Origin of the sequence: Microbacterium sp. T32 (genome assembly GCF_001619615.1) — a bacterium.
Lineage (GTDB): Bacteria > Actinomycetota > Actinomycetes > Actinomycetales > Microbacteriaceae > Microbacterium.
Genome location: NZ_LQQP01000016.1, coordinates 163,763 through 185,427, shown reverse-complemented (window position 1 = coordinate 185,427; position 21,665 = coordinate 163,763). Strand labels below are relative to the sequence as shown.

The following is a 21,665-nucleotide window of genomic DNA, read 5'->3' as shown; positions in this document are numbered from 1 at the left end:
TATAGTGGACGCCATCATGTCCACCTCCGCCGAGCACAACGCCGCCGCCTGCCGCTCCTCGCGCCACACGCGCGTGCAGCACCTCATCACGGCCGACGAGACGTCGCTCGCCGAGATGGAGGCGCTCCTCGCGACGCTGCCGATCTGCTCGACCGGCCGCATCTTCGTGGAGGTTCCCGACGCGTCGTGGATCACCACGATCGCGGCGCCGGCGCGGATGACGGTGACCTGGCTCGACCGTTCGCGACGTGCCGGGGCTCCCGGCACGGGTCGGGCGTGCGCTCCCGGTCAGGCTCTCACGCGGGCCGTTTCGGGGTGGGCCGGCGAGATGCTGTGCTGCGACGACGACGCCACCCGCATCTTCCTCACCGGCGGGTTCCTCGGAACGGCCGAGATCGTCGACGATCTGACGTCGCGCCACGGCGTCGACGCGGCTGCGATCCACACGCCGGCGCGTTTCGGTCTCGCCACCGCCCGCTGAGGCCCTGCGCCGCGACGCGCGCGCCACGTCTCACGCTCCGCGCGGGACGTAGTTCCCCTCGACCAGCCCGGCTTCGATCTCGAAGCGGTTGCGCAGCGGATCCCGCCCCGCGAGGAAGTACAGCAGCGGCATGAGGAAGCCGTAGCGGCGCCACTGGCGCGCGTGCACGGCCTCGTGTCCGAGGACGGCGTCGCTCGGCGGCACGTCACCGGTCAGGAAGCAGTCGCCGACGCACACCCCGCCGCGCGGGAACGCCCACGACGGAAGCCCGCGGAAGACCCAGAGGCCGTTGCGGCGCTCGATGCGCCCGGTGCTCCACATCGAGCCCCAGACCCAGCCGACCGTGCGCCCGTACCAGAACCCGACGCGGCTGACGGGGGAGTCCAGCAGCATCGAGGGGATGAAGCGGTCGAAACGGCGGCCCCGGGCGACGGCGCGGTCGGCGCGTTCGCGCCAGCCGGCGGGCGGGTGGGGGATCGGGCTCACGCGAGAGCGCCGATCAGCCGGAGGATCGTGCCGAGGTCGTCGACCGCCGCGGCGGGTGACGACGGGAAGAACTCCGTGATCGTGGCGCCGGCGAGGGGCACCCGCTCGCGGAGACGGCGGAGGGATGCCACGATCTCGACCGCCGTGACACCGAAGGGGACGGGGCTCGCGACGCCCGCGATCTCCGACGGGTCCAGGACGTCGAGGTCGATGTGCACGAAGACACGGGAAGCGCCCGTCGCGGCGACGGCCTCGGCCAGCGCTTCGGGGTCGGCGAGATCTCTCACGCCGACCGTGCGGATGCCGTGCTCCTCGACGAAGCGTTCCTCCTCGGCATCCCAGGCTCGGGTGCCGGCGAGCACGACACGGCTCGGTTCGATGCCGGGGGTGAGGCGGACGACCGGCTCGCCCTCACCGAGGATGCTCCGCAGCACCATTCCGGTGAAGGCGCCGCTGGGGGAGGACTCGGCGACGTTCAGGTCGGGATGCGCGTCGATCCAGACGAGGGCGAGGTCGTCACCCGCGACCGCCGAGACCGCGCCCAGCGCGACGCCGCAGTCGCCCCCGATCGTCACGACGGGCTCGTCGCTCACGCGGACCGCATCCTCGATGCGCTCGCGCATGCGCACGACGGCGCTGAGGCGGTGGATGCCGCTCCCCTGGGAATCGCCGGCCTCCCGCGGGGCCTCCAGGAAGGTCGTCGCGGCGCGCGGCAGGTCGCCGGCGATGGCTTCGGCCCCGTCGATCAACTGCATCGCGCGCGCGGACGACGAGCCCTGCCACTGCGGGGCGATCACGAAACGCGTCATGGCCTGCCTGTCCAGAGGAAGGGAGGAGCGCACCGCCGGACGGCGGTGCGCTCCCGGATCAGATGTCGGTGCTGGGAGCGTCGATCGCGGCGCGCTGCGGACCGCCGGTCTTCAGCGCGGCCAGACGCGCCTCGACCTCGGTGAGCTCGCCCACGTCCTCGAGGGCGTTGAACTGCGCGTCGATGCTGGACGCGGCCAGTTCCTGCTTGCCGGCCGCGAGGGCCTCCTCGCGGCGGATCTTGTCCTCGAAACGCCCGAGTTCGCTCGTCGGGTCCAGGACGTCGATCGACTTCACCGCATCGTGGACCTTGTTCTGGGCCTCGGCGACCTTGGCGCGGGCGAGCAGCTCGCTGCGCTTCGACTTCAGCTGCTCGAGCTTGGTCTTCATGCCGTTGAGGCCGTCCTTGAGCTTGTCGACGACCTCGGTCTGCGACGCGATCGTGGGCTCGGCGGCCTTGGCCTCGGTCTCGGCGGTGATCTGACGCTGCAGCGCGATCTTGGCGAGGTTGTCGAACTTGTCGGCCTCGCTCGCGTTGCCGGCGGCGCGCAGTTCGTCGCCCTTGCGGCTCGCGGCGAGCGCCTTGTTGCCCCACTCCGCGGCGGCCTGGACGTCTTCCTGGTGATCGCGCTCGAGCAGGCGCAGATTGCCGATGGTCTCGGCGATCGCGGACTCGGCGTCGGCGATCGAGTTGGAGTAGTCGCGAACGAGCTGATCGAGCATCTTCTGCGGGTCCTCGGCCTGGTCGAGGAGCGCATTGATGTTCGCGCGGACGAGGGTCGAGATCCGACCGAAGATGGACTGCTTGGCCATGCGGGATTTCCTTCCTGAGGCGACCCTGTCGAGTCTGGTGCCGGTTTCTACGAGTTTTCTGTGACGACCCGGGGAGGTCGGGGGAGGAGCTTCAGAAGCGACCTCCTCCCGCGCGGGAGCGTGAGCCGCCGGACGAGAAGCCGCCCGAGCGCCCGCGCGATCCGCCGCCGCCGCCACTGAAGCCGCCGCCACCGAGCATTCCGCCCAGACCGCCCAGCCCGCCCCCGCCGAAGCCTCCGCGCGATCGCGATCCGCCGAGGAGCGCGTTGACGGCGATGCCGCCGAGGATGGCGCCCATCATGTCGCCTCCCCCTCCGCCGCTTCCGCCGCCGAACGCGCCGACGTCGTTCTGCGCCAGCGACGCGGCCTGCCCGGCCAGGGTCGCGGCGCGCTGGGCCGACTGCAGCGCGGCCGCGGGGTCGGCGGCACGCAACTGCTCGGCCTGCACGAGCGCGGCGCCGGCCTCGGCCAGCCGCGTCCGCGCAGTCGGCCCGACGGCGCCGCGACGCGCGGAGATGAAGTCCTCGGTGGCGGACACCTGTGCCCGGGCCTGCACGAGGACGCCGTCGAGCTGCGACTGCGCGCGCTGACGCCGCTCCGCCTCGTCGCGCGCGGCACCGAGCACCGCGTCGATCGCGGTGTTGCCCTGTTCGAGCGCGGCCAGCGCCTGGAGCGGAGCCGTCCGGGGCGGGGTGAGCGCCGCACGACCGGCGTCCAGCTGCGCCCGTGCGGTCGCGACCGCGCCGGCGATGCGGCCGTCCGCGTCGGGGAGGGCCGCGGCGGCAGCGAGATCGCCCTCGATCTCGGCGATCAGATCGGCTGCGCGCTGCTCGGCGGCCGACAGATCGTTCGCGAGCGACGGAATGGCCTTCTCGAGCACTTCCGCCTGGGCGACGGCGGCCTCACCCGTGCGGATGGCGACCGCGGCCTCACCCGTCGAGCCCGCGGCTATGGCCTGATCGGCGGCGGCGAACTGCTGCGTCGCCACGTCGAGGCGCGCCCGTGCCTGGCTCGGGTTGTCGGCGATCGTTCCCAGGGCGTCGTCGGTGTACCTCTCGCCGAGGGTCGCCAGAGCGATCGCGGCTCCCTCGAGGGCGGCCGTCGCCGCGGTCTGCCGCTCCCGCGCCCGCGCCAGCGCGGCCGGGGCATCGGCCTCCAGGGCACGAAGCTCGTCGAACGCGGCGGCCTTGGCATCCAGGGCTTCGTCCGCCGAGCCGCACAGGCGGAGGATCTCGGTGTATCCGGCGCGCCGCTGGTCCTCGGTCTCGGGGACGTCGTCGTCGAGCTGCTGCTGGATCGTGAAGGCGCGGTCGAGATCGGCCTTCGCCTGGGCGAGCGCCTCGGCGTACGGGGCGGCGGCCGCGTCGCCGAACTGGGCGCGCGCGAATCCGAGCTCCTGCTCGCTCGTCTTGAGGGCGTCGTCCGTTGCGACGAGCGCGGAGCCGGCGCGCCGCGCGAGGTCGTCGGTGCTTTCGGCCGGGGCCGTCTTCGCGGTGGCGCGGCGGCGGCGGAGGAACAGCCACAGCAGCCCACCGCCCAGCGCCAGCACGAGGAACACCACGAGCGCGATCAGCGCGACATCGGGTCCGCTGCCGGCCGGAGTGGGCGGCGTCGGCTTCGTGGCCTGGGCGGCCGCGGTGATCCCCGTCGCCGCCGCCTCCGCGGCACCGGCGTAGTCCCCGGCCGACAGGGCCGGTTGGACGCGTTCCTGCTCGATGGCGGTGAGCTGGTCCGCGGTGAGGGCTCCTGCATCCACGTTCCCCGACAGGTAGTACGCGCGCCCCTGGACGGACACCGCCAGCAGGTACTGGTGAGGACCGAGGTTGTTGTGGTTCGCCGTCTCGTTCGCCCAGTCCGCCGCGGCCGTCGGCTCGGTGAAGTCGTCGACGAAGACGACCCACAGGTCGAGTCCGGTCTGCTCCGAGAGGCGGAGCATCCGGGACTGCACCTGCGCCTCCTGACCGTTGGTCAGCACGTCGGCCTGGTCGAGGACGTAGCTGGACCCGAGCGGGGGCGGCGGCACGGCCCATGCCGGTGCGGCCAGACCGAGGACGGACGCCGCCGCGATCACCAGACCCGCCATGATCGCAGCCGTCTTCGGCTTTCGCATGCATTCCCCTTCAGCGCTGAGGCCCCCACTCTATAAAGGGCCCCGGACATGGAGGAAGGCTCGGCGCGTCCGCCCTGAGCGCACGCGCGCGGCGCATAGGCTCGGGCGTTCGGAGGTACCCCCATGGACGATCGTTACGGCACCGACGTGCTCGCGCGCGGCTGGCGCGACGCCGGTCGCAAGAAGGCCGCCGAGGTCCCGGCATCCGTCGATCTCGTCGTCGAGGTCGCCGGCGACGGATTCTGCGGCGCGGTGACCCGCCTCGAGGGCATGCACGTCGAGCTGGAGGACCGCCTCGGCAAGCGTCGGCTCTTCCCGCTGGGCGGCGGCTTCCTCGTCGACGGCGAGCCGGTCGTGCTGGTCGCGCCCGCGGCGGCGCCGAAGGGACGCACCCGGACGGCGTCCGGGTCGTTCGCCGCCTCGGACCAGCGTGCCCGCACCGCGCGCGCGAGCCGCATCTTCGTCGAGGGCAAGCACGACGCCGAGCTCGTCGAGAAGGTCTGGGGCGCGGACCTGCGCGCCGAGGGCGTCGTGGTCGAATTCCTCGAGGGCGTCGACCTCCTCGAGCAGACCCTGGATGCCGAGCCCCCGACGGCCGAACGTCGGTACGGCGTGCTCGTGGACCACCTCGTGCCGAACTCCAAGGAATCGCGGATCGCCGAGAAGATCGCGCGGGGGCGACACGGCGCCCACGTCCGCATCGTCGGGCACCCGTTCGTGGACGTGTGGCAGTGCGTCACACCTCGAGCCCTGGGGATCGCGGCGTGGCCGCAGGTGCCGCGCGACATCGAGTGGAAGGTAGGGGTGTGCCGCGCGCTCGGCTGGCCCGCGGAGGAACAGGCCGACCTCGCCCGGGCGTGGCAGCACATCCTGTCGTGCGTGACGACGTTCCGCGACCTCGAACCGGCGCTGCTCGGCCGGGTCGAGGAACTCATCGACTTCGTGACCGTCCCGTGAGCGGCCGCAAGCCCCGCGAGCAGTCGCGCGACGGACAGGGCGGGCCCGACGAGGCCTCGCCTACCCTGGATGCCATGGAGACGCCCGTGTACCGCGACCGCCCGGTGTCGTTCGTCCGCCGCAGCGGCCGCATGTCCGAGGCGCAGGACCGCGCGTGGGCCGAGCTCTCGCCGTTCTACCTCCTGCCGGTGGAACGGGATGCCGCCGCCACCAGCGTCCGGCCGGGTTCGGCCGTCGACCCCGCCAAGGTCTACGGGCGCCGGGCTCCTCTCATCGTGGAGATCGGCTCGGGCCAGGGCCACCAGATCGTCGCGGCCGCGTCATCGCGTCCCGACATGGATTTCCTCGCCGTGGAGGTGTTCTCGGCCGGTCTCGCACGCACGATGCTGGATGCCGATCGCGCGGGCGTCCGCAACCTGCGGCTCGTCGAGGCGAACGCCCCCGAGGTGCTCGAGCACCTGCTCCCGGCGGCCTCCGTCGACGAGCTGTGGGTCTTCTTCCCCGATCCGTGGCACAAGAAGAAGCACACCAAGCGCCGCCTCGTCGCGCCCGAGTTCGCCCGCATCGCGGCCCAGGCGCTGCGGCCGGGCGGAACGCTCCGGCTCGCCACCGACTGGCAGGATTACGCCGATCAGATGCGCGCGGTCCTCGATGCCGCGCCCGACTTCGAGCGCGCATTCGCGGGGGAGTGGGCGGACCGCTTCGACGGCCGTGTCCTGACCGCTTTCGAGCGCAAGGGGATTCGGGTCGGCCGCGACATCCGCGACCTCACGTACACGCGTCTCGCGCCGTGACTGCGCACGCCGTCCCGCCCGAGCGCGTCCACGGCCCGTGGACGCCCGCGCTTGTGCCGGCGGCGCTCGTGTGTCTCGCGGCGCCCGTGCTGTTCGTCGCCCAGATCGTGTGGCTCGGCTGGATCGTGCTGGCGGTGGCCGTGGCATCCGCTGTCCTCGTCGACCGACGCGCGGGGACGCCGATCGTGCCGGACCGTGATGTCACGCCCCGGCCGAGCGTCGCGCGCGACGTGTTCCTCATCGCGCTCGGCCAGTTCGTGGTGAGCCTCATCCCGCTGAAGGCCGAACTCGACGACGCCGCGTTCGTGCGGTTCACCCTCGGCCTCGGCGGCGCGGTCGTCCTGCCCTACATGGTGTCGCGGTTCGTGTTCCGCGACCGCGCGATCCGCTTCCCCTGGCGCGGTGGGGGCCGCTGGACCTGGTGGCAGTGGGCGTGGCTCGGGGGAGTGCTGATCCTCGGCTGGCTGATCCTGCCGTTCTACTTCGTCACCTCGGGTGTGTACACGAACTGGCCCGTGGTCGACACCCCGTCGCTCATCGGCCGGCTGTTCGTCGGGGTCGGCGCGGTCGGCATCTGGGATGAGCTCTTCTTCGTCTGCACCGTGTTCGTTCTGCTGCGCCGGCACCTCCCCGACCTCACCGCGAACGTGCTGCAGGCGGTCGTGTTCGTGTCGTTCCTGTGGGAGCTGGGATACCAGGCGTGGGGGCCGGTGCTCACGATCCCGTTCGCCCTGGTCCAGGGCTTCCTCTTCCTGCGCACCCGTTCGCTCGGCTACATCGTGACCGTGCACCTGCTGTTCGACGCCGTGGTCTTCGGTGTGCTGGTGCACGCGCACAACCCCGGCTCGCCCTCGCCGTTCCTCCTGTGAGGCCCGACACGACGGTGCCGCGGGGCCACTGACCAGGCCATTTCCTGAATGTCAACCGGGAAGACGGGTTGACGGCATCCGGTACGATTTGGGCCAATGCACTTGTCCGGGCCGGACACCGTCGTCAGCAGCCCACTTCTTCCTCCCTGTGTGAAAGGTTCCGAGTGAGCGCACCGCCGAGCGAGCTGGTCCCCACGGTCCGACCGGCCCCCACCGACGATCGCCTCGCGCCGCTGCGCGATCGCGGGCGCCGTCTCCTCGACTCGCGTTTCGCCCGCGCGCTGCGACAGTACGGCGAAGACGTGCTGCGGGCTCCGCAGGGCGTGCAGCCCATCGAACGCGGTTCCTTCACGCGTGTGCTGCTGCTGTGGGCCATCGCCCGCACCGTGAACTTCGGTCTGCTCTGGGGCTTCTACTCGATCGCCAAGGCCGCCCGCTGGGGCTTCGGCCCGGACGGTGAGCGCCTCGGCACGTTCTTCGACTACCTCACCGGGTGGGATGCCGATCGCTACGGTCAGATCGCGGCGCAGGGCTACCCCATGTCGCTGCCGATGAACGTCTCGGGCGACATCCTGCCCAACAACTGGGCGTTCCTCCCCGTCTTCCCCTACCTCGTGCGCTTCCTCTCCGGCGCGACGGGTCTCGGGTGGCAGCCGGTCGCGGTGCTCATCAGCCTCGCGGCGGGCCTCGGTGCGACGTGGGTGCTGTTCGTGCTGCTCCGCACCGTGACCAAGCCGCGCGCCGCCTGGTGGTCGGTGGTCTTCTTCTCCTTCGCCCCCATGTCGTTCCTGTTCGTCCTGGGCTACAGCGAGGGCCTGTTCATGCTGCTGGTCTTCAGCGGCATGCTCCTCGCGATCAAGCGCAAGTACCTCTGGATCCTGCCGCTCGGACTGGTCGCCGCGTACACGCGCCCCGGCGTCCTCGCGCTCGGTCTCGCGCTCGGCATCCTGTTCCTCGTGCGGTTCTTCCGCCGCCGCGTCGACCCGTTCCCCGTGCGCGAGTGGGCGTCGCTCATGGCCGCGGGTCTGACGATCGCGGTCGCGGGTCTGTCGTGGAGCCACATCGCGCAGGAAGTCACGGGCACGAAGAACGCGTACATCCGCACCGAGTTGGGCTGGTGGCTCGACTACGTCGGCAACGACGGCTTCGTCCCCTTCACCCCGTGGTTCCGTCAGGCGGGCACGCACCTCGGTGTCGTGGGCATCATCCTGGTGATCGCCCTTCTCGTCGCCTTCGTCGCGCTGATGTGGTCGCGCCCCGTTCGCCGCCTCGGTCTGATCGTGGTTTCGTACATCTTCAGCTACGGCGTGTACATCTTCGCCGTGTTCCTGCCGCAGCAGAGCACGTTCCGTCTGCTCATGCCGATGGCCCCGATCCTGGCCGACGATCGCTGGTCGTCCACGCCCCGGCGGCGGACGGCGATCCTGGTGGGATGCCTCGTCCTCCAGGCCGTGGCGATCCTCCTGCTCTGGACGCGCGGCAACCCCTGATCGCGCGGACATGACGAAAGGGCGGGCGCTGATGCGCCCGCCCTTTCGCGTTCCGGCACGTCAGTCCGGACGGCCGCCCGGGTCGATGGCATCCACCATGTCCTGTTCGGCGGCGTTGTCCGCCTCGGGCTCTGCGCTCCCGGTCGGGCCGTCGACCTCGTGAGCACCGGATGGGTCGGGGGAGGGCTCGGGCGGCAGGGGGACGGTCGGCTCGTCGGGAGTCGGAGCGAGCGGTTCGGCGGGGATGCCGGGCGACGGCTCGTCCGGAGTGACGGGGGCGTCGGGAGCGGTGGGCGGGTCCAGGGGTTCCGGGGTGGGGAGAGTCATGCCTCCAGCGTCCGCGGCGGGCGAGCGCACCGCGAGGGCCTACCGATCGACGGCCGGAGGGTGTAACCGTACTGCCGTTAGGCTCGTCGGGGGGACAAACGCGAGGGAGTGCCGTGTCCACAGCTCACGAGGTGACGCGCCGCGAAGCCATCGACCAGTACCGCATCGTCGGGGCGCTCCCCGAACCCGATCTGCAGGGCCTCGTGGAGCTCGCGGCGACCGTGTGCGGCGTCTCCACCGCGGTCATCAACATCATCGACGACCGCGCACAACACCAGGTCGCGGCCGTCGGCGTGCAGGCGGCATCCTGTTCCCTCGAGGACTCGATGTGCGCCGCGGTCCTCGTCGATCCTCGACGCGTGGTCGTGTCCGATGCGCGCGAGGACGCGCGCTTCCGCGACCACGCCTTCGTCACCGGGGTCATCGCGTCCGTCCGGTTCTACGCCTCCAGCCCGCTCATCACGCCGTCGGGCGTCGCGATCGGCACGCTGTGCGTCTTCGACGACGAGGTCGGACAGCTCTCGGATGCCAGCGCCCGCGCGCTCGATCTCCTCGCCCACCAGGTGATCGACGTGCTCGAGCTGCGCCGGTTGACGCGCGATCTCGCGGAGTCCAATTCGCAGCTCGAGCAGTTCGCCGCCCAGGTGAGCCACGACCTCCGGAACCCCCTGACGGCCCTGTCGGGGTTCCTCGAGCTCGCCGCCGACAGTCCCGAGATGATCGACGCCCCGCGCGCCGCGCGCTCCCTCGCTCGCGCCGAGTCCGCGGCCGCGCGCATGACGTCCATGGTCACCGACCTGCTCGACTTCGCCCGCGTGGGCGGCGCCCGCCCCCGCTTCACCCGAGTCGACGTGGGTGAGATCGTCGACGAGGTGCTCGAGGACCTCGATGGCGCCGTGGTGGGCGCCGGCGCAGAAGTGATCGTGGATGCCTCGATGTTCGTCCGCGCGGACGACACGCTCCTGCGCGTGCTGCTGCAGAACCTCATCGCGAACGCCGTGAAGTTCACGGTGGCGGCCGGCCGCACGCCGCGGGTCTTCGTGACCGTCCAGGAGATGCCCGATGGGTGGCGCCTCCTCGTCGACGACAACGGTGACGCGGTGGACCCGGCGCTGCGCGATCGGATGTTCGAACCGATGCAGCGCGGACACGACGCCGAGGTGCAGGGCATCGGCATCGGGCTGGCCACCTGCCGGCGCATCGCACAGGCGCACGGCGGTCACATCGGACTGGACGAGTCGCCCGCGGGCGGCACGCGGGCGTGGGTCGTGCTCCCCGCGGCCGCGTGAGCACCTAACGGTCCGCGTGCGCCCACGCAACCACCGTGACCCGGCGGTGCCCGCGCCCGTAACGTGGTCGGCATCCGGTCGGGAGTCCGGGCCCCGGCCGTGCTTCCCCGCCCGGCGACCCGGAGGTGTTTCGGATGGCGCGCAACGTCCGCCTGTTCCACTGCTCGCCCGAGGCCGTCTTCGACGTGCTGGCGAACGGCTGGCTCTACCCGCTGTGGGTGGTCGGGGCATCGCGCATGCGGGACGTGGCGGACGAGTGGCCGAGCGAGGGCGCGGAGCTGCACCACTCCTTCGGCTCGTGGCCCGTGCTCGTGAACGACACGACGGTCCTGCGCGTGTGGGATCCGCCGCGCCGAGCCGTCCTCGAACCGCACGGGGGCCCGATCGGCATTGCGCGCGTGGCGATCGACGTCAAGCGCCGGGGCGAAGGATGCGTCGTTCGTCTCCAGGAGGAGCCCGTGACCGGCCCGACGAAGCTCCTTCCCGACGTCGTCTTCGACGCAATCACCCGGTGGCGCAACGCCGAGACGCTGCACCGCCTCGCGTACCTCGCCGAGGGCGGGGCGCCGGGGACGACCGGTGGCGCGGCGGCGATCGGACAGGCCTCGACCGCGGAGAAGGAGCCGATCCAGCGATGAGCGAACGCTACGACGCGATCATCGTCGGCTCGGGGCCCAACGGCCTCGCGGCGGCGGTCACCCTCGCGCGCGCCGGGCTCTCCGTCGCGCTGTACGAGCGCCAGACCTCACTCGGCGGCGCCGCCGCGACGGGGGAGCTCACCCTCCCGGGGTTCCGTCACGATCTGGGGTCTGCCGTGCACCCCCTGGCGCTGGAGTCCTGGTTCTTCCGCGAGTTCGGGCTCGACCGGCGCGTGCCGTTCGTCCTCCCGGAGGTCTCGTTCGCCCACCCGCTCGACGGGGGTCGCGCCGGGCTGGGATACCGCGATCTCGAGCGCGCGGCGGAGGCCATCGGACGCGACGGGGCAGCCTACGAGCGCCTCATGAAGCCGCTGGTGTCGCACGTCCGCGGAGTCGCGGACTTCACCGGCAACGCGCTGCTCCGCCTCCCCGGCGACCCGCTCGCGGCGTTCTTCTTCGGCATCCGGTCCCTCGAACAGGGCGGACCGTGGTGGAACGCGCGATTCCGCGAAGACGTCGCCCCGTCGATGATCACGGGGATCTCGGCGCATTCGATCCTCAGGCAGCCCGGTCTCGCCGCCGCGGGAGCGGGTCTCGTGCTCGCGACCTACGCCCACGCGCGCGGCTGGCCGATCCCCGTCGGCGGCAGTCAGTCGATCGCCGACGCCATGATCGCCGACCTCCGCGCGCACGGGGGTGTCGTGCACACCGGCGTCGACGTCGCGGACCTGCGTCAGCTGCCTCCGGCGCGCGCCATCCTCCTCGACGTCACTCCTCGTACGCTCGTCGGACTGGTGGGAGACCGGATGCCGCGGGCCTACCGCCGCGCGATGGAACGCTTCCGCTACGGCGGCGGGGTGGCGAAGATCGACTTCGCGTTGTCCGCCCCGGTGCCGTGGGCCGATCCGGACGTCGCGCGGTCGGGTACGGTGCACGTCGGCGGGAGCCGCGCCGAGATCGCCGCCGCCGAGAACGCGGTCGTGCGGGGCGAGCTCCCGGACGCTCCGTACGTGCTCGTCTCGCAGCCGTCGCTCTTCGACGCCACGCGCGCGCCCGAGGGGCGCCATGTGCTGTGGGCCTACACCCATGTTCCCGCCGGGAGCAGCGTGGACCGGGAAGAGGCCGTGATCGCACAGATCGAACGGTTCGCCCCGGGATTCCGGGACACGATCCTCGCCACGTCGTCGCGGACGGCCACGGACATCGCGACCTGGAACACGAACTTCCCCGGGGGTGACATCTCGGCCGGGGCGCCGTCTCTCGCGCAGCTCGTCGGCCGTCCGGTGTACAGCCCGGACCCGTGGCGCACGCCGCTGCCGGGCATCTACCTGTGCTCGGCGTCGACGAGTCCCGGTCCGGGAGTCCACGGTCTCGCGGGGTGGCAGGCCGCGCTCAGCGCTCTGCGGCACGAGTTCGGCACGCGCCTGCGTCCGGATCTCAGCCCGCGCCCGGACCAACTCGCGCCGGTCTGATCCGCGCTCGGCCGTGCGGCGCGCACGCGCACGGCCGAGCGGACGCTCGGTCAGCCGATCTCGCCGCCCGGCGACGCGTCGGTGTCGGCGGATTCGTCGGCGTCCTGCTGCGCGGCGGCGCCCTCGTCGGGCGACTCCGACCCCGCGCCGTTCGAGTCCGGGTCGGGAGCCGCGCCGTCGTCGGGGCGGTCGGATGCGGTGTGGTCGGTCATGGGGATCCCTTCGTCGAGCGCCGATCATGGCGACGCGGGCGACGGTTCCACACCGTCCGAGCGCTGTCCAGGGGGTGGTGCGGTCAGATCGGGGCGACGCCGTCGCGTTCCGCGAACTCCACGCGGGCGGCATCCTCCAGGTCGTCGGCCTCGTCGCGGAGGTCGACGATCGGGGCGGCGCTCACAGGTACGGCGCGAGCGCGCCGGCGGTCAAGGCGAACGCGAGGGCGGCACTGCCGGCCGCGGTGGCCAGCACGACGGTCGCCCGTTCGGTGCGACGCCGCCGTTCGGCATCCGCCGGGTCCTCGGTCGAGCGGAGCGAGCCCTTGGCCTTCTCGAGAGTGTCGTAGCGGCCGATCGGAACGCCGTGCGCGTCGCGCGCGACGAAGCCTCCGGTCACGCTGTCGACGCAGCCGTAGTACTCGCCGCCACGGTGCGCCACCCAGAAGCCGGAATCAACCTTGGCCCACAGGACGCGCGGGGCCGCGAGGGGGACGAGCGAGGCCGCCGTCGTCGAGATGGACACGTCACGCCGCCGATCGGAGGGTCGTGCGCCGAGGCGCCGACGTGGAGGTGCGTGCGGGAGCGGTCGCGGAGGGGATCTCGATGTCGAGCGCCACGATGAGGCCCGCGGAGGAGTTGGCCATGTCGGCCATGTCCTTCAGCGTCGGGGAGTGGAGCTGCTCCGGCTCCGCGCTCTCGAAGACGAATCGGAGGGGGATCGCGGGCTGCAGCCACAGGGTGGAGCGACCGGGGGTGCCGTCGACGTGCGTCCAGCTGATCGTGAAACTCTCGCCGCGACGGAGTTTGGTCGCGACGACCACCTTGATGTGCGCGAGGAGGCGGTCCGGGATGCGGACAGGTTCCGGCGTGGTGCCGTAGTAGAGGTGACCCACGAGAAACTCCCTTCGTTGCTTTAGCTGCATGAAGAACATACTCGCTTAGTAACTAGTTTGTCGAACTATTTGTTTCGTTGTATGATCGGGGGATCGAGAGCAAGGGGCCACCACCATGACAGACATGCGTGCGGTGTCGCCGAGCCTCGCTCCCGGCGAATCTCGCGAGGCGGACACCTACTGGTACGGCGAAGAGCCGGCCGATCGGCGCGTCCGCACCAAGGCCGTCCTCGAGGCCCTTCGCGTCTATCGGGCGGCAGAGCTTGCGATGCGTCGTCGCACGCGTGAGTCGATGTCGATGGGGGAGAACGAACTCCTCGTTCTGCGCTACCTGCTGCGCGAGCCGAATCGACAGGTGCGGCCGGGTGAGCTCACGCGTCATCTGGGGCTCTCGACGGCGTCCACGACCGCCATCCTCGATCGGCTGGAGCGCTCGGGTCACATCACGCGCGTGGCGAACCCCGACGACCGCCGCAGCATCTTCGTCCAGGCGACCGACCGCGCCCACGCGGAGGTCCGTCAGACCCTCGGCAACATGCACGACCGCATGCTGGCCGCCGTGATCGACATGTCGCCGGAAGAGTCCGACGTCGTCGTGAACTTCCTCCACCGGATGAGTGATGCTGTCGACGGCGTGGCCGTCGACGCGGGATCCCACGCGTCGCCGTGATCTACGTGCTCGTCGGCGGCCCGCGCGACGGACAGCATGTGGATGACCTGCCGCGCGGCTATCGCCTGAGTCTCGACGAACCGGCGCCCGAACGGTTCGCCGAGTTCGAAACCGTGCGCGCCGTATGGTTCGAATTGGATGCCCGCATGTTCCGGTCCGCGCAGCGGCGCGACTGAAGAACGCGTATCCCACCGGTCAGGCCCGCGCAAGCCGCCCCCTCCTGTCCCGCCGGACGGGCGACGCTGGAGGCATGAGATGCGTGACGTATGCCGGAGAAACCGTGATCACCACCGATGACGTCGCGACGTCGCTCGTCGAATTGACCGCCGCGGTGGCGAAGGAGGGGCAGGCGGAGGCCGTCAGCATCCCCATCGTCACCGAGGACAAGAAGGTCGCGCAGGCGGAACTCGTGATCGGCGTCGGAAACGACGTGCTCTCCGCGCCGGTGGAGTGGTCGGGCGAGGAGCCCGACTTCGCGAAGTCCGCCGAGGATCTGCGCAACCACCGTCTCTTCCCGCGTTCGTCGCTCCGCCTGGTGGAGCCGGCATCCGACGAAGAGGACGAGCCGGTCGACTGGGATTTCGACCAGCCGACGCAAGCCTGACACGAGCGACGGCCCTTTCGTAGAGTGGGGCCATGGGGAAGCGAAGCGTGACGTGGCGTGTCGGGGGCATCCTGCTGGGGGTCTGCGGTCTCCTCACCCTCGGCGGAGCGCAGGTGATCGGTCCGGGGTACGCGATGCAGCTGGTGATCGACGTGTCGTGGGCACTCGGCATCCTGGTGTTCGCGTTCGGGTTCAGCCGCGCGGCGAGCGTCGTGGCTCGACGGCCGCTCGGGGTGTCCGCTCTCGTCGTCCTTGCGTTCGCTCCGCTCGTCGTGAACCTCGCCTACAACGTGGCCTCGCCGCGGGTGGTGTCGGCGGACGACTCCACCGCGTGGACGGCCTTCGCTTTGTCGCTGAGTGCATCGGTTGTGTCCATCGCGGCCGGCGTGATCGCGGCGACGCAGATCGCCCGGCTCGGCGCGGTTCCCGCGCGCTGGCGGTGGGCGCCGATGTGGGCGCTCGGAATCAGCGTCGGCTGCGCCGTGCTGATCCAGGGCGTGTTGACCGCCCTGGGTGCGGCGGGTGCGGACCAGAGCGTGATGGTCGCCGCGGGCGCGATCGGGAGGATCGGCCTGCTCGCCCCCACGCTGGGCCTCGGCGTCGTCGCTCTCATCGCCGCCTCGACCGACCGTCCCGAGGCCGTCGAGGTCTTCCGCTCCTCCTGAGTCTCCCGTCGACCGGCCCCCGCCGCTCAGCGGGGTCGGATACACCCGAGGGTGGATGACGTCCGCCCGGCGTGACAGGGACGATGAGTCGTCGGATCGATTCCCGCGATCGACGCTCACCCCATCGGAGCCCTCATGCCGCCGACCGCCGTCACTCCCGCCCCACCCCGCGCCGAGGCGCCCGCGCACCCGCGGACGGACTCCGCGCCCGTCCTCGCGTCGCGCTCCTCCCGAGAGCGGAGGTGGATGCCACGGACCACCGTCGCCCTCGCGGCCGCCATCCTGCTGGTGAGTCTCGTGCAGTTCCGCGGGGCGGTGCTCGTCGGCGATGGGCCGTTCGACCTCCGCGAACTGGCACGGAGCATCTTCACGGTCGACCGTCCCGCGCTGCTTCCGGTCGTCATCCTCGCTGTCCTCGTCGTCGGCGGTCTCGCCGAACGGGTCATCGGATCCGGTCGCCTGCTCGTCGCCTACCTCGCCGGTGGACTGACGACCTCCGTGGCGGGGTTGGTGATCGGTGCCGTCGAGAGCGCCTTCCTCCCCGGTCTGCCGCTGAACTCCGAGGTGTTCACGGGTGCTCCGCCGGTCGCCGCGCTGCTGGTCGTCGCGATGACCGCGAGCGGGTTCGTCGGTGCGCTGTGGCGACGCCGGGTACGGTGGGCCAGCGCCGTGATCGCGGTGACGCTCTTCCTCTACTCGGCATCCGCCAGCGACCTCTACACGCTGATCGCGCTCCCGGTCGGTCTCGCGCTCGGCGTCGTCCTGGGCGGCCGGCCCGTGACGCTGCGGGTCCACCGCAGCTCCCATCACGAGACGCGCGTCCTGCTGGCGGCCCTCACCGCGGTGACGGCCGTCGGCCCGCTGATCGCCACGATGTGGGGGAGCGGCGCCGGTCTGCTGTCGGTGTACGGCTGGCTGTCCTACGACCCGCTCATCGTCGTGGACGGGCGTGTCTGCGTGGCCGGGTCGGAACTGCTCGCGTGCCCCGCCGGTGGCTGGACGACGGGTCCGCTGCAGGCGTCCGCGGGCTGGATCGCCGCCCTCCCGCTGGCGGTGCTGCTCGTGGCATCCTGGGGCATCCTGCGCGGGCGCCGCGGCGCGCTCGGCATCGCGATCGCGGTGAACCTGCTCGTGTTCGTGGGCATGGTGTACGTCTTCGCCGTGACCGAGCCCGACACCCTCGCGACGCTCGCCGTCACGCGGGATGCGGATGCCGCCTCCGCGGTGTGGCAGATCCTGGTCGGGGTGGCGGTGGGCGCGCTCGTCCCGCTCGCCGTCGCCGTGACGCTCTTCGTGTTCCGGCGCGCAGCGCGGGTCGGATCCGCACCCGGTGCGCGGTCCCTGTTCCTCGGGACCGTCGGTTTCGCGGGCGTCGGAGCCCTGGTGACGGCGTTCGTGGGGACCATGGCCTTCTCGCACCACTTCAGCCCCGAGCCCGGGCCCGCGGCGATCTTCCGCGCCACCCTGTTGAGGCTTCTCCCGCCCTCGCTCCTCCCCACCGAGTCGATCGCCTTCGTTCCGACGACGGGGTGGGCGCAGGCGCTCTGGTACCTTCCCTCGGCGATCTTCTGGACCGTGTGCGTCATCGCCTCCATCCGGTTCGTCCTGAGCCCGGGATCGGCCGCGCACTCCGGGGACCGCGCGCGGGCACGCGCCGTCCTCGAGCGCGGCGGCGGCGGAGCGCTGTCGTTCATGACGACCTGGACCGGCAACGCCTACTGGTTCGCGCCGGACGTCGACGCGGCGATCGCGTACCGCGTCCGCGGACGCATCGCGGTGACCCTGGGTGGCGCTTTCGGGCGCGACCGGTTCGATCCGAGCGTCGCGCGGGCATTCGTGGACTTCTGCGGTGAACGCGGCTGGACGCCGGTCTTCTACAGCGTCGACGACGCCGAGAACGCCGCGCTCGACGGACTCGGCTGGAGCAGCACGCAGGTCGCCGAGGAAGCGCGACTCGACCCCGCCACGTGGACGCCCGCCGGCAAGAAGCGGCAGGACGTGCGCACGGCGACCCACCGCGCCGCGCGAGAGAGCGTGCGCGCGGAGTGGACCACGTGGGCGGAGCTGTCGTTCCGTGATCGCGCACAGATCCGTGAGATCTCGGAGGCGTGGGTCGCGGACAAGACCATTCCCGAGATGGAATTCACGCTCGGCGGCGTGGAGCAGATGACGGACCCCGCCGTTCGCCTGATGATCGCGCGCGACGTGCAGGGGCGGGTCGTGGCGGTGACGAGCTGGATCCCCGTGCACGCGGCATCCGGGGTTCAGGGATACGCCCTGGACGTCATGCGCCGCCGCCACGACGCGATGAACGGCGTCATGGAGTTCGTCATCGGCGCCGTCGTCGAGCGGCTCCGAGCGGAAGGCTGCACCGTCCTGAGCCTGTCGGGTTCGCCGCTCGCCTTCCATCGCGACGCATCGGAGGTCGAACCGGATGCCGTGGAGCGCTTCCTCGGTCAGCTGAGCGTGCTGCTCGAACCCGCGTACGGGTTCCGGTCGCTGGCGAACTTCAAGAAGAAGTTCCAGCCGGACTTCGCGCCGATGTGGATGGTGTACCCCGACCCGGCGCAGCTTCCCGCCATCGGACTGGCCCTCATGCGCTGCTACGCGCCGGGTCTGACGGTCGCGCGCGCCGCGCGGATCGCGGCGGGGCTGCGCGCCTCGGCTCGCGAGAGGGCCGCCGCCGCCTGATCAGATGCGCTCGGGGCGGTACCGGTCGTCGCTGAAGGCGAGGATCAGGTAGCCGATGACCCAGAACACCACGAGCAGGAAGAACGAGAAGAACCCGCCGTGGCCGAAGGCGCGACCGACCCGGATCGACACGATGATGTGGAAGATCAGGCCGACGATCGGGATGAGGTAGAGCAGCGTCATCCAGCCCGAGTAGCCCGCGACCTTGACGAGGAAGACGGTGTTCACGATCGGGATGATCGCGAGCGAGCCCAGGTCCGACGCGCGCGTTACGCTCGGCGCATGTGGTTAGCTCCCGCGCCCGTCGCAGGCCCCGGTTTCGCTGTCATCGACTTCGAGACGACGGGTCTGCTGCCGGAATATCACCACCGTGCCGTCGAGGTCGCCGTCGTGCACGTCGATCCGGATGGCATCGTCACCGGGCAGTGGGACACGCTCATCAACCCGCGGCGTGATCTCGGACCGCAGCGGATCCACGGCATCGCCGCGAAGGACATCCTCGGCGCGCCGATCTTCGAGGAGGTGGCGGCGCAGCTGATCGAGCTCCTCTCCGGCCGCGTCATCGTCGCTCATAACGCGTCGTTCGATCTGCGATTCCTGGATGCCGAACTGGACCGCCTCGACTACTGGCGCGGAGACCCGTGGGTGTCGGCGTGCACGATGCTGCTCGCCCGTCGGCATCTGGGCGGTGGTCTGAGCCTCGCGGACTGCTGCGACGCTTTCGGCATCCCCCTCGACGGGGCGCACCGCGCCTCGGTCGACGCGCTCGCGACTGCGCGTCTCCTGGAAGCCTTCCTCGCCAGTTCCCCCGGCTCGGAATGGTCGGAGATGCTCGCGGCTGCTCCGGTGCTCCCCGAACTGACGGCGCCACGCGCTCAGTGGCTCGCGCGAGGGTCCACCGCGGCGACGGCGGTCAGTTTCCTTGAACGGATCGTCGTGCGGATCCCGGATGTCTCCGACACCGAAGAGCAGGCGCAGTACCTCGCACTCATCGACCGCTGCCTGATCGACAGATACCTGTCGGAGCACGAGAAGGCCGAGCTGGTGGCACTCGCCGACCGGACCGGCATCGGCCGGGACACCGCGCTTCGGCTGCACCGGGAATACTTCATCGCCCTCGGGCACGCGGCGTGGGCCGATGGCATCCTGACCAAGGACGAGGCGGGCGATCTCGAGCTGGTCGCCGCTCTCCTCGACATCCCGGACGCTCTCCGTGATGAGGTGCTGTCCACACGCGACGTGCGGCTGACCTCATCGCCCGCTGTCGTGCTGCAGGGATTCGCGCTCGCGCCCGGCGACGAGATCGTGCTCACCGGGGACATGTCCCGGGTGCGGTCGGAGTGGGAAGACGATCTCCGGGCTGCGGGATACGTGCCCAAAGCCGACGTGACCAAGCGCGTCGCCGTGGTCGTCGCGGCAGACCCCGATTCGCTGTCGGGCAAGGCGCGGAAGGCCCGGGATTACGGCATCCCCGTGGTCGGCGAAGCATGGCTGCGCGACCTGCTGGGGCAGCCATGACCGGTGAGCGGAAGTTCGAGTGGGGCGGACTCAGCGCGGGGCGTGAGGATTTCGTCACGGCTGCCGAGGCGCTGGCCGCTCTCGAGGAACTCGTCGGGGAGTATCCCGACCTCCCGTCGGAGACGGGCCTGTCGGACGGCGACGCGTTCGTCCGCCTGTCGACGGGGGAGCGGTGGGCGATCGTCTCCACTCCCGGCACGCGGTGGTTTTCGGTGCGGGTGGACACCGGGCACCGCGCGCGGCTGGACGACGCGACCTCCACGCGCGACGAAGCCTTCATGCTGCTGCGGACATATGTCGCGGTCGGGGCCGCCTACGTCCGGGGTGACGTGGTGAGGTACGGCGATCGGCTCACCGTCGCGACCCACGGTCGCACCGTCTCGCTCACACGACCTCTCGGTGCGCGGCTGCGCGGGTGGGTCGGTCGAGCGCGCTGACGCGGCGGTCGTCAAGCCTCTCCGCCGGGTCGCCTCGCGCTGCAAGGCTGGGGTCACGCAACGGAAGGGATGACCATGAGCGATCCGCAGGACAACGCCCCGGCTGACGACGCCGAGGACCTCGGCGACGACCAGACGGTGGCGCCCAGCCAGACGAACGACGTCGACGAGCAGTCCAAAGCGCCGTCCGGCGATGACCCGAACGCCGACCATCAGGCGACCGGCATCGGAGTCATCGGCGAGGAGTGAGGCCGCTCCGCCTCGCTCCCGCCGGGGTCGGGAGCGGCGGTGCCGCGATGCTAACCTTGAGCGTCCGCCTCCGTAGCTCAGGGGATAGAGCGTTGGTTTCCGGTACCAAAGGTCGCAGGTTCGATTCCTGTCGGGGGCACCAGTAGGGACGAGGGGTCGCGGGTCGTTCAGACCCGCGGCCCCTTTCTCGTGCGATCGCCGGCCGGGTCGCTCGAACCTCAGGCGGCTCCCGCGCCGGTCATCGGCGGGCGCCCGTGCTGGTCGACGAGCGGGCACGTGAACACGTCACGTTCGCCCAGGCCGACACGGTTGATGTAGCGGACGACGATGGCCTAGGACGCGAACGGTCCGAGCCGGGTGTCGGGAACATCGCGCTCCCGTCAGTACGCCGAGACGATCGGTGCTGCTCCGCGCAGAGGTGGGCGGGGATGCTGTTCCGGCTCGGAGCCGGGGTGTCGACGGTCATGGGCGCAGCAGACGCCCTCGCGGGGGCCGAGCGCACGACCATTGACAGACGGGGGCGGCCGTGAGTGGCGGCCGACGGCTCCGGGGGCGGTGGGGCTAGGAAGCGCGTCGCGCGACGCTGCGACGCACCAGGCCGAAGATCAGCGTGCCGACGAACAGAACGATCCCGATGATCCCCAACCAGAGCAATCCCTGGAACGCGAACCCCACGATCGAGAGCACCGCCCACGCAATGAGCAGAATGATGAGTACGGTCCACATGCTCGCGACTGTACGCCCGACCTGTCTGGTTCCCCGCTCGTTGCGAGCCGCCCGTTCGTTTCTCGGCCCGGCGAGGCGCGTCCGTACGAAAAGCGACAGGTGGCGGGCGCCGGACCGACGACCGCCCGGGCGCGGTTGTCAAGACCTTGGGCCGACTCGCGCGGTGAGTGTCATCCTGAACCCACCCTCCCGAAAGGACCTGTAATGAGCATCGGAGCCGGAATCGCGCTGATCGTCATCGGCGCCATCCTCGCGTTCGCCGTCGACCTTCCCAACGACTTCGTCGACTTCACCACGATCGGCTACATCATGATCGGTGCCGGCGTGATCGTCTTCATCATCGGACTCGTGCTCCTCGTCCGCCGTCGGCAGATCGACACCGTGACCCGCACCGAAGGGGTGGGCGGCGCGCAGGTCACTCGGTCCACCACGCGCTCGTCGAACGACGACCTCGTTTGACCCCG

The 21,665-nt window shown here is 71.1% G+C and carries 27 protein-coding genes and 1 tRNA gene; 18 read left to right on the top strand and 10 right to left on the bottom strand.

The window, feature by feature from the left end; all coding sequences use genetic code 11:
- The first annotated feature begins 16 nt into the window (after positions 1-16).
- Entirely contained in the window at positions 17-481 is a 465-nt protein-coding gene (locus AVW09_RS10825) for an SIP domain-containing protein (protein ID WP_063258142.1), read from the top strand.
- A gap of 30 nt (positions 482-511) precedes the next feature.
- On the opposite strand, the gene AVW09_RS10820 is transcribed toward AVW09_RS10825, so the two are convergent.
- From AVW09_RS10820 to AVW09_RS18360, 4 genes are all read right to left on the bottom strand, one after another.
- Positions 512-967 carry a hypothetical protein gene (locus tag AVW09_RS10820; protein WP_063258077.1) on the bottom strand — a complete coding sequence of 152 codons (456 nt, stop codon included), beginning with the start codon at positions 965-967 and terminating at the stop codon, positions 512-514.
- Positions 964-1,776, bottom strand: a complete 813-nt coding sequence (locus AVW09_RS10815) for an arginase family protein (RefSeq protein ID WP_063258076.1) — start codon at positions 1,774-1,776, stop codon at positions 964-966. Before AVW09_RS10815 ends, AVW09_RS10820 begins: the two co-directional genes overlap by 4 nt.
- Before the next feature lie 58 nt (positions 1,777-1,834).
- On the bottom strand, positions 1,835-2,587 hold the full coding sequence (locus AVW09_RS10810) for a PspA/IM30 family protein (protein WP_063258075.1): 753 nt from the start codon (positions 2,585-2,587) through the stop codon (positions 1,835-1,837).
- Between the two features lie 91 nt (positions 2,588-2,678).
- Positions 2,679-4,697 (bottom strand): TPM domain-containing protein, encoded by a 2,019-nt coding sequence (locus AVW09_RS18360; protein ID WP_063258074.1) that lies wholly within the window; start codon positions 4,695-4,697, stop codon positions 2,679-2,681.
- Between the two features lie 123 nt (positions 4,698-4,820).
- On the opposite strand from AVW09_RS18360, the gene AVW09_RS10800 reads away from it, so the two are divergent.
- From AVW09_RS10800 to AVW09_RS10785, 4 genes are all read left to right on the top strand, one after another.
- Positions 4,821-5,654, top strand: a complete 834-nt coding sequence (locus tag AVW09_RS10800; protein ID WP_063258073.1) for a DUF3097 domain-containing protein — start codon at positions 4,821-4,823, stop codon at positions 5,652-5,654.
- A 74-nt stretch (positions 5,655-5,728) separates the two neighbouring features.
- The gene (gene trmB, locus AVW09_RS10795; protein ID WP_063258072.1) at positions 5,729-6,448 is read left to right on the top strand and encodes a tRNA (guanosine(46)-N7)-methyltransferase TrmB; all 720 of its coding nucleotides are present in this window, start codon (positions 5,729-5,731) and stop codon (positions 6,446-6,448) included.
- The gene (locus AVW09_RS10790) at positions 6,445-7,317 is read left to right on the top strand and encodes a CPBP family intramembrane glutamic endopeptidase (RefSeq protein ID WP_063258071.1); all 873 of its coding nucleotides are present in this window, start codon (positions 6,445-6,447) and stop codon (positions 7,315-7,317) included. Before trmB ends, AVW09_RS10790 begins: the two co-directional genes overlap by 4 nt.
- 164 nt (positions 7,318-7,481) lie before the next feature.
- Positions 7,482-8,807: a hypothetical protein gene (locus AVW09_RS10785; RefSeq protein WP_063258070.1), complete on the top strand. Its 1,326-nt coding sequence runs from the start codon at positions 7,482-7,484 to the stop codon at positions 8,805-8,807.
- A 60-nt stretch (positions 8,808-8,867) separates the two neighbouring features.
- Here AVW09_RS10785 and AVW09_RS10780 read toward each other — a convergent pair whose 3' ends face one another.
- A complete protein-coding gene (locus AVW09_RS10780) occupies positions 8,868-9,134 on the bottom strand; it encodes a hypothetical protein (protein WP_063258069.1) in 267 nt (88 codons plus the stop codon).
- 113 nt (positions 9,135-9,247) lie between these two features.
- Between AVW09_RS10780 and AVW09_RS10775 the strand changes: the two genes are divergently transcribed.
- The 3 genes from AVW09_RS10775 (at position 9,248) to AVW09_RS10765 (ending at position 12,533) form a co-directional block, all read left to right on the top strand.
- Positions 9,248-10,423 carry a sensor histidine kinase gene (locus AVW09_RS10775; RefSeq protein ID WP_063258068.1) on the top strand — a complete coding sequence of 392 codons (1,176 nt, stop codon included), beginning with the start codon at positions 9,248-9,250 and terminating at the stop codon, positions 10,421-10,423.
- Positions 10,424-10,557: 134 nt separating this feature from the next.
- Positions 10,558-11,061, top strand: coding sequence for an SRPBCC family protein (locus tag AVW09_RS10770; RefSeq protein WP_063258067.1), 504 nt, complete (start codon positions 10,558-10,560; stop codon positions 11,059-11,061).
- Complete coding sequence (locus AVW09_RS10765; protein WP_063258066.1) at positions 11,058-12,533, top strand: phytoene desaturase family protein; 1,476 nt, start codon at positions 11,058-11,060, stop codon at positions 12,531-12,533. Before AVW09_RS10770 ends, AVW09_RS10765 begins: the two co-directional genes overlap by 4 nt.
- Before the next feature lie 50 nt (positions 12,534-12,583).
- On the opposite strand, the gene AVW09_RS17705 is transcribed toward AVW09_RS10765, so the two are convergent.
- The 3 genes from AVW09_RS17705 to AVW09_RS10755 all read right to left on the bottom strand — a co-directional run bounded on the left by AVW09_RS17705 (position 12,584) and on the right by AVW09_RS10755 (position 13,641).
- Positions 12,584-12,745, bottom strand: coding sequence for a hypothetical protein (locus AVW09_RS17705; RefSeq protein ID WP_022880282.1), 162 nt, complete (start codon positions 12,743-12,745; stop codon positions 12,584-12,586).
- A 181-nt stretch (positions 12,746-12,926) separates the two neighbouring features.
- The gene (locus tag AVW09_RS10760; RefSeq protein ID WP_063258065.1) at positions 12,927-13,271 is read right to left on the bottom strand and encodes a hypothetical protein; all 345 of its coding nucleotides are present in this window, start codon (positions 13,269-13,271) and stop codon (positions 12,927-12,929) included.
- Position 13,272: 1 nt separating this feature from the next.
- Entirely contained in the window at positions 13,273-13,641 is a 369-nt protein-coding gene (locus tag AVW09_RS10755; RefSeq protein WP_063258064.1) for a DUF7882 family protein, read from the bottom strand.
- Positions 13,642-13,756: 115 nt separating this feature from the next.
- Between AVW09_RS10755 and AVW09_RS10750 the strand changes: the two genes are divergently transcribed.
- From AVW09_RS10750 to AVW09_RS10730, 5 genes are all read left to right on the top strand, one after another.
- Positions 13,757-14,311, top strand: a complete 555-nt coding sequence (locus AVW09_RS10750) for a MarR family winged helix-turn-helix transcriptional regulator (protein ID WP_082822923.1) — start codon at positions 13,757-13,759, stop codon at positions 14,309-14,311.
- The gene (locus AVW09_RS10745; RefSeq protein WP_063258062.1) at positions 14,308-14,487 is read left to right on the top strand and encodes a hypothetical protein; all 180 of its coding nucleotides are present in this window, start codon (positions 14,308-14,310) and stop codon (positions 14,485-14,487) included. The genes AVW09_RS10750 and AVW09_RS10745 overlap by 4 nt, the downstream gene beginning before the upstream one ends.
- Positions 14,488-14,561: 74 nt before the next feature.
- Positions 14,562-14,915 (top strand): hypothetical protein, encoded by a 354-nt coding sequence (locus AVW09_RS10740; protein ID WP_063258061.1) that lies wholly within the window; start codon positions 14,562-14,564, stop codon positions 14,913-14,915.
- A 32-nt stretch (positions 14,916-14,947) separates the two neighbouring features.
- Positions 14,948-15,580, top strand: coding sequence for a hypothetical protein (locus tag AVW09_RS10735; protein WP_063258060.1), 633 nt, complete (start codon positions 14,948-14,950; stop codon positions 15,578-15,580).
- 246 nt (positions 15,581-15,826) lie between these two features.
- Positions 15,827-18,271, top strand: a complete 2,445-nt coding sequence (locus AVW09_RS10730) for a bifunctional lysylphosphatidylglycerol flippase/synthetase MprF (RefSeq protein ID WP_063258059.1) — start codon at positions 15,827-15,829, stop codon at positions 18,269-18,271.
- On the opposite strand, the gene AVW09_RS10725 is transcribed toward AVW09_RS10730, so the two are convergent.
- Positions 18,272-18,502 carry a DUF5684 domain-containing protein gene (locus AVW09_RS10725; RefSeq protein WP_269454560.1) on the bottom strand — a complete coding sequence of 77 codons (231 nt, stop codon included), beginning with the start codon at positions 18,500-18,502 and terminating at the stop codon, positions 18,272-18,274.
- A 51-nt stretch (positions 18,503-18,553) separates the two neighbouring features.
- On the opposite strand from AVW09_RS10725, the gene AVW09_RS10720 reads away from it, so the two are divergent.
- From AVW09_RS10720 to AVW09_RS10705, 4 genes are all read left to right on the top strand, one after another.
- Positions 18,554-19,789, top strand: a complete 1,236-nt coding sequence (locus AVW09_RS10720) for an exonuclease domain-containing protein (RefSeq protein ID WP_063258058.1) — start codon at positions 18,554-18,556, stop codon at positions 19,787-19,789.
- Positions 19,786-20,226, top strand: a complete 441-nt coding sequence (locus AVW09_RS10715; RefSeq protein ID WP_063258057.1) for a hypothetical protein — start codon at positions 19,786-19,788, stop codon at positions 20,224-20,226. The genes AVW09_RS10720 and AVW09_RS10715 overlap by 4 nt, the downstream gene beginning before the upstream one ends.
- Positions 20,227-20,301: 75 nt before the next feature.
- On the top strand, positions 20,302-20,475 hold the full coding sequence (locus AVW09_RS10710) for a hypothetical protein (protein WP_156496058.1): 174 nt from the start codon (positions 20,302-20,304) through the stop codon (positions 20,473-20,475).
- 66 nt (positions 20,476-20,541) lie between these two features.
- Positions 20,542-20,617: transfer RNA gene (locus tag AVW09_RS10705), tRNA-Arg, on the top strand.
- Positions 20,618-21,036: 419 nt separating this feature from the next.
- Here AVW09_RS10705 and AVW09_RS17955 read toward each other — a convergent pair.
- Positions 21,037-21,201 (bottom strand): hypothetical protein, encoded by a 165-nt coding sequence (locus tag AVW09_RS17955; protein WP_197462610.1) that lies wholly within the window; start codon positions 21,199-21,201, stop codon positions 21,037-21,039.
- A gap of 204 nt (positions 21,202-21,405) precedes the next feature.
- On the opposite strand from AVW09_RS17955, the gene AVW09_RS10700 reads away from it, so the two are divergent.
- A complete protein-coding gene (locus AVW09_RS10700) occupies positions 21,406-21,660 on the top strand; it encodes a DUF6458 family protein (RefSeq protein ID WP_063258056.1) in 255 nt (84 codons plus the stop codon).
- Positions 21,661-21,665 lie beyond the last annotated feature (5 nt).

Excerpts from the sequence above, each read along its gene's own strand:
- AVW09_RS10825 (WP_063258142.1), top strand. The coding sequence starts at position 17 with ATGTCCACCTCCGCCGAGCACAACGCCGCCGCCTGCCGCTCCTCGCGC.
- AVW09_RS10815 (WP_063258076.1), bottom strand. The coding sequence starts at position 1,776 with ATGACGCGTTTCGTGATCGCCCCGCAGTGGCAGGGCTCGTCGTCCGCG.
- AVW09_RS10810 (WP_063258075.1), bottom strand. The coding sequence starts at position 2,587 with ATGGCCAAGCAGTCCATCTTCGGTCGGATCTCGACCCTCGTCCGCGCG.
- AVW09_RS18360 (WP_063258074.1), bottom strand. The coding sequence starts at position 4,697 with ATGCGAAAGCCGAAGACGGCTGCGATCATGGCGGGTCTGGTGATCGCG.
- AVW09_RS10800 (WP_063258073.1), top strand. The coding sequence starts at position 4,821 with ATGGACGATCGTTACGGCACCGACGTGCTCGCGCGCGGCTGGCGCGAC.
- trmB (WP_063258072.1), top strand. The coding sequence starts at position 5,729 with ATGGAGACGCCCGTGTACCGCGACCGCCCGGTGTCGTTCGTCCGCCGC.
- AVW09_RS10780 (WP_063258069.1), bottom strand. The coding sequence starts at position 9,134 with ATGACTCTCCCCACCCCGGAACCCCTGGACCCGCCCACCGCTCCCGAC.
- AVW09_RS10770 (WP_063258067.1), top strand. The coding sequence starts at position 10,558 with ATGGCGCGCAACGTCCGCCTGTTCCACTGCTCGCCCGAGGCCGTCTTC.
- AVW09_RS10765 (WP_063258066.1), top strand. The coding sequence starts at position 11,058 with ATGAGCGAACGCTACGACGCGATCATCGTCGGCTCGGGGCCCAACGGC.
- AVW09_RS17705 (WP_022880282.1), bottom strand. The coding sequence starts at position 12,745 with ATGACCGACCACACCGCATCCGACCGCCCCGACGACGGCGCGGCTCCC.
- AVW09_RS10750 (WP_082822923.1), top strand. The coding sequence starts at position 13,757 with ATGACAGACATGCGTGCGGTGTCGCCGAGCCTCGCTCCCGGCGAATCT.
- AVW09_RS10740 (WP_063258061.1), top strand. The coding sequence starts at position 14,562 with ATGAGATGCGTGACGTATGCCGGAGAAACCGTGATCACCACCGATGAC.
- AVW09_RS10735 (WP_063258060.1), top strand. The coding sequence starts at position 14,948 with ATGGGGAAGCGAAGCGTGACGTGGCGTGTCGGGGGCATCCTGCTGGGG.
- AVW09_RS10730 (WP_063258059.1), top strand. The coding sequence starts at position 15,827 with ATGCCACGGACCACCGTCGCCCTCGCGGCCGCCATCCTGCTGGTGAGT.
- AVW09_RS10720 (WP_063258058.1), top strand. The coding sequence starts at position 18,554 with ATGTGGTTAGCTCCCGCGCCCGTCGCAGGCCCCGGTTTCGCTGTCATC.
- AVW09_RS10715 (WP_063258057.1), top strand. The coding sequence starts at position 19,786 with ATGACCGGTGAGCGGAAGTTCGAGTGGGGCGGACTCAGCGCGGGGCGT.
- AVW09_RS10710 (WP_156496058.1), top strand. The coding sequence starts at position 20,302 with ATGAGCGATCCGCAGGACAACGCCCCGGCTGACGACGCCGAGGACCTC.
- AVW09_RS17955 (WP_197462610.1), bottom strand. The coding sequence starts at position 21,201 with ATGTGGACCGTACTCATCATTCTGCTCATTGCGTGGGCGGTGCTCTCG.
- AVW09_RS10700 (WP_063258056.1), top strand. The coding sequence starts at position 21,406 with ATGAGCATCGGAGCCGGAATCGCGCTGATCGTCATCGGCGCCATCCTC.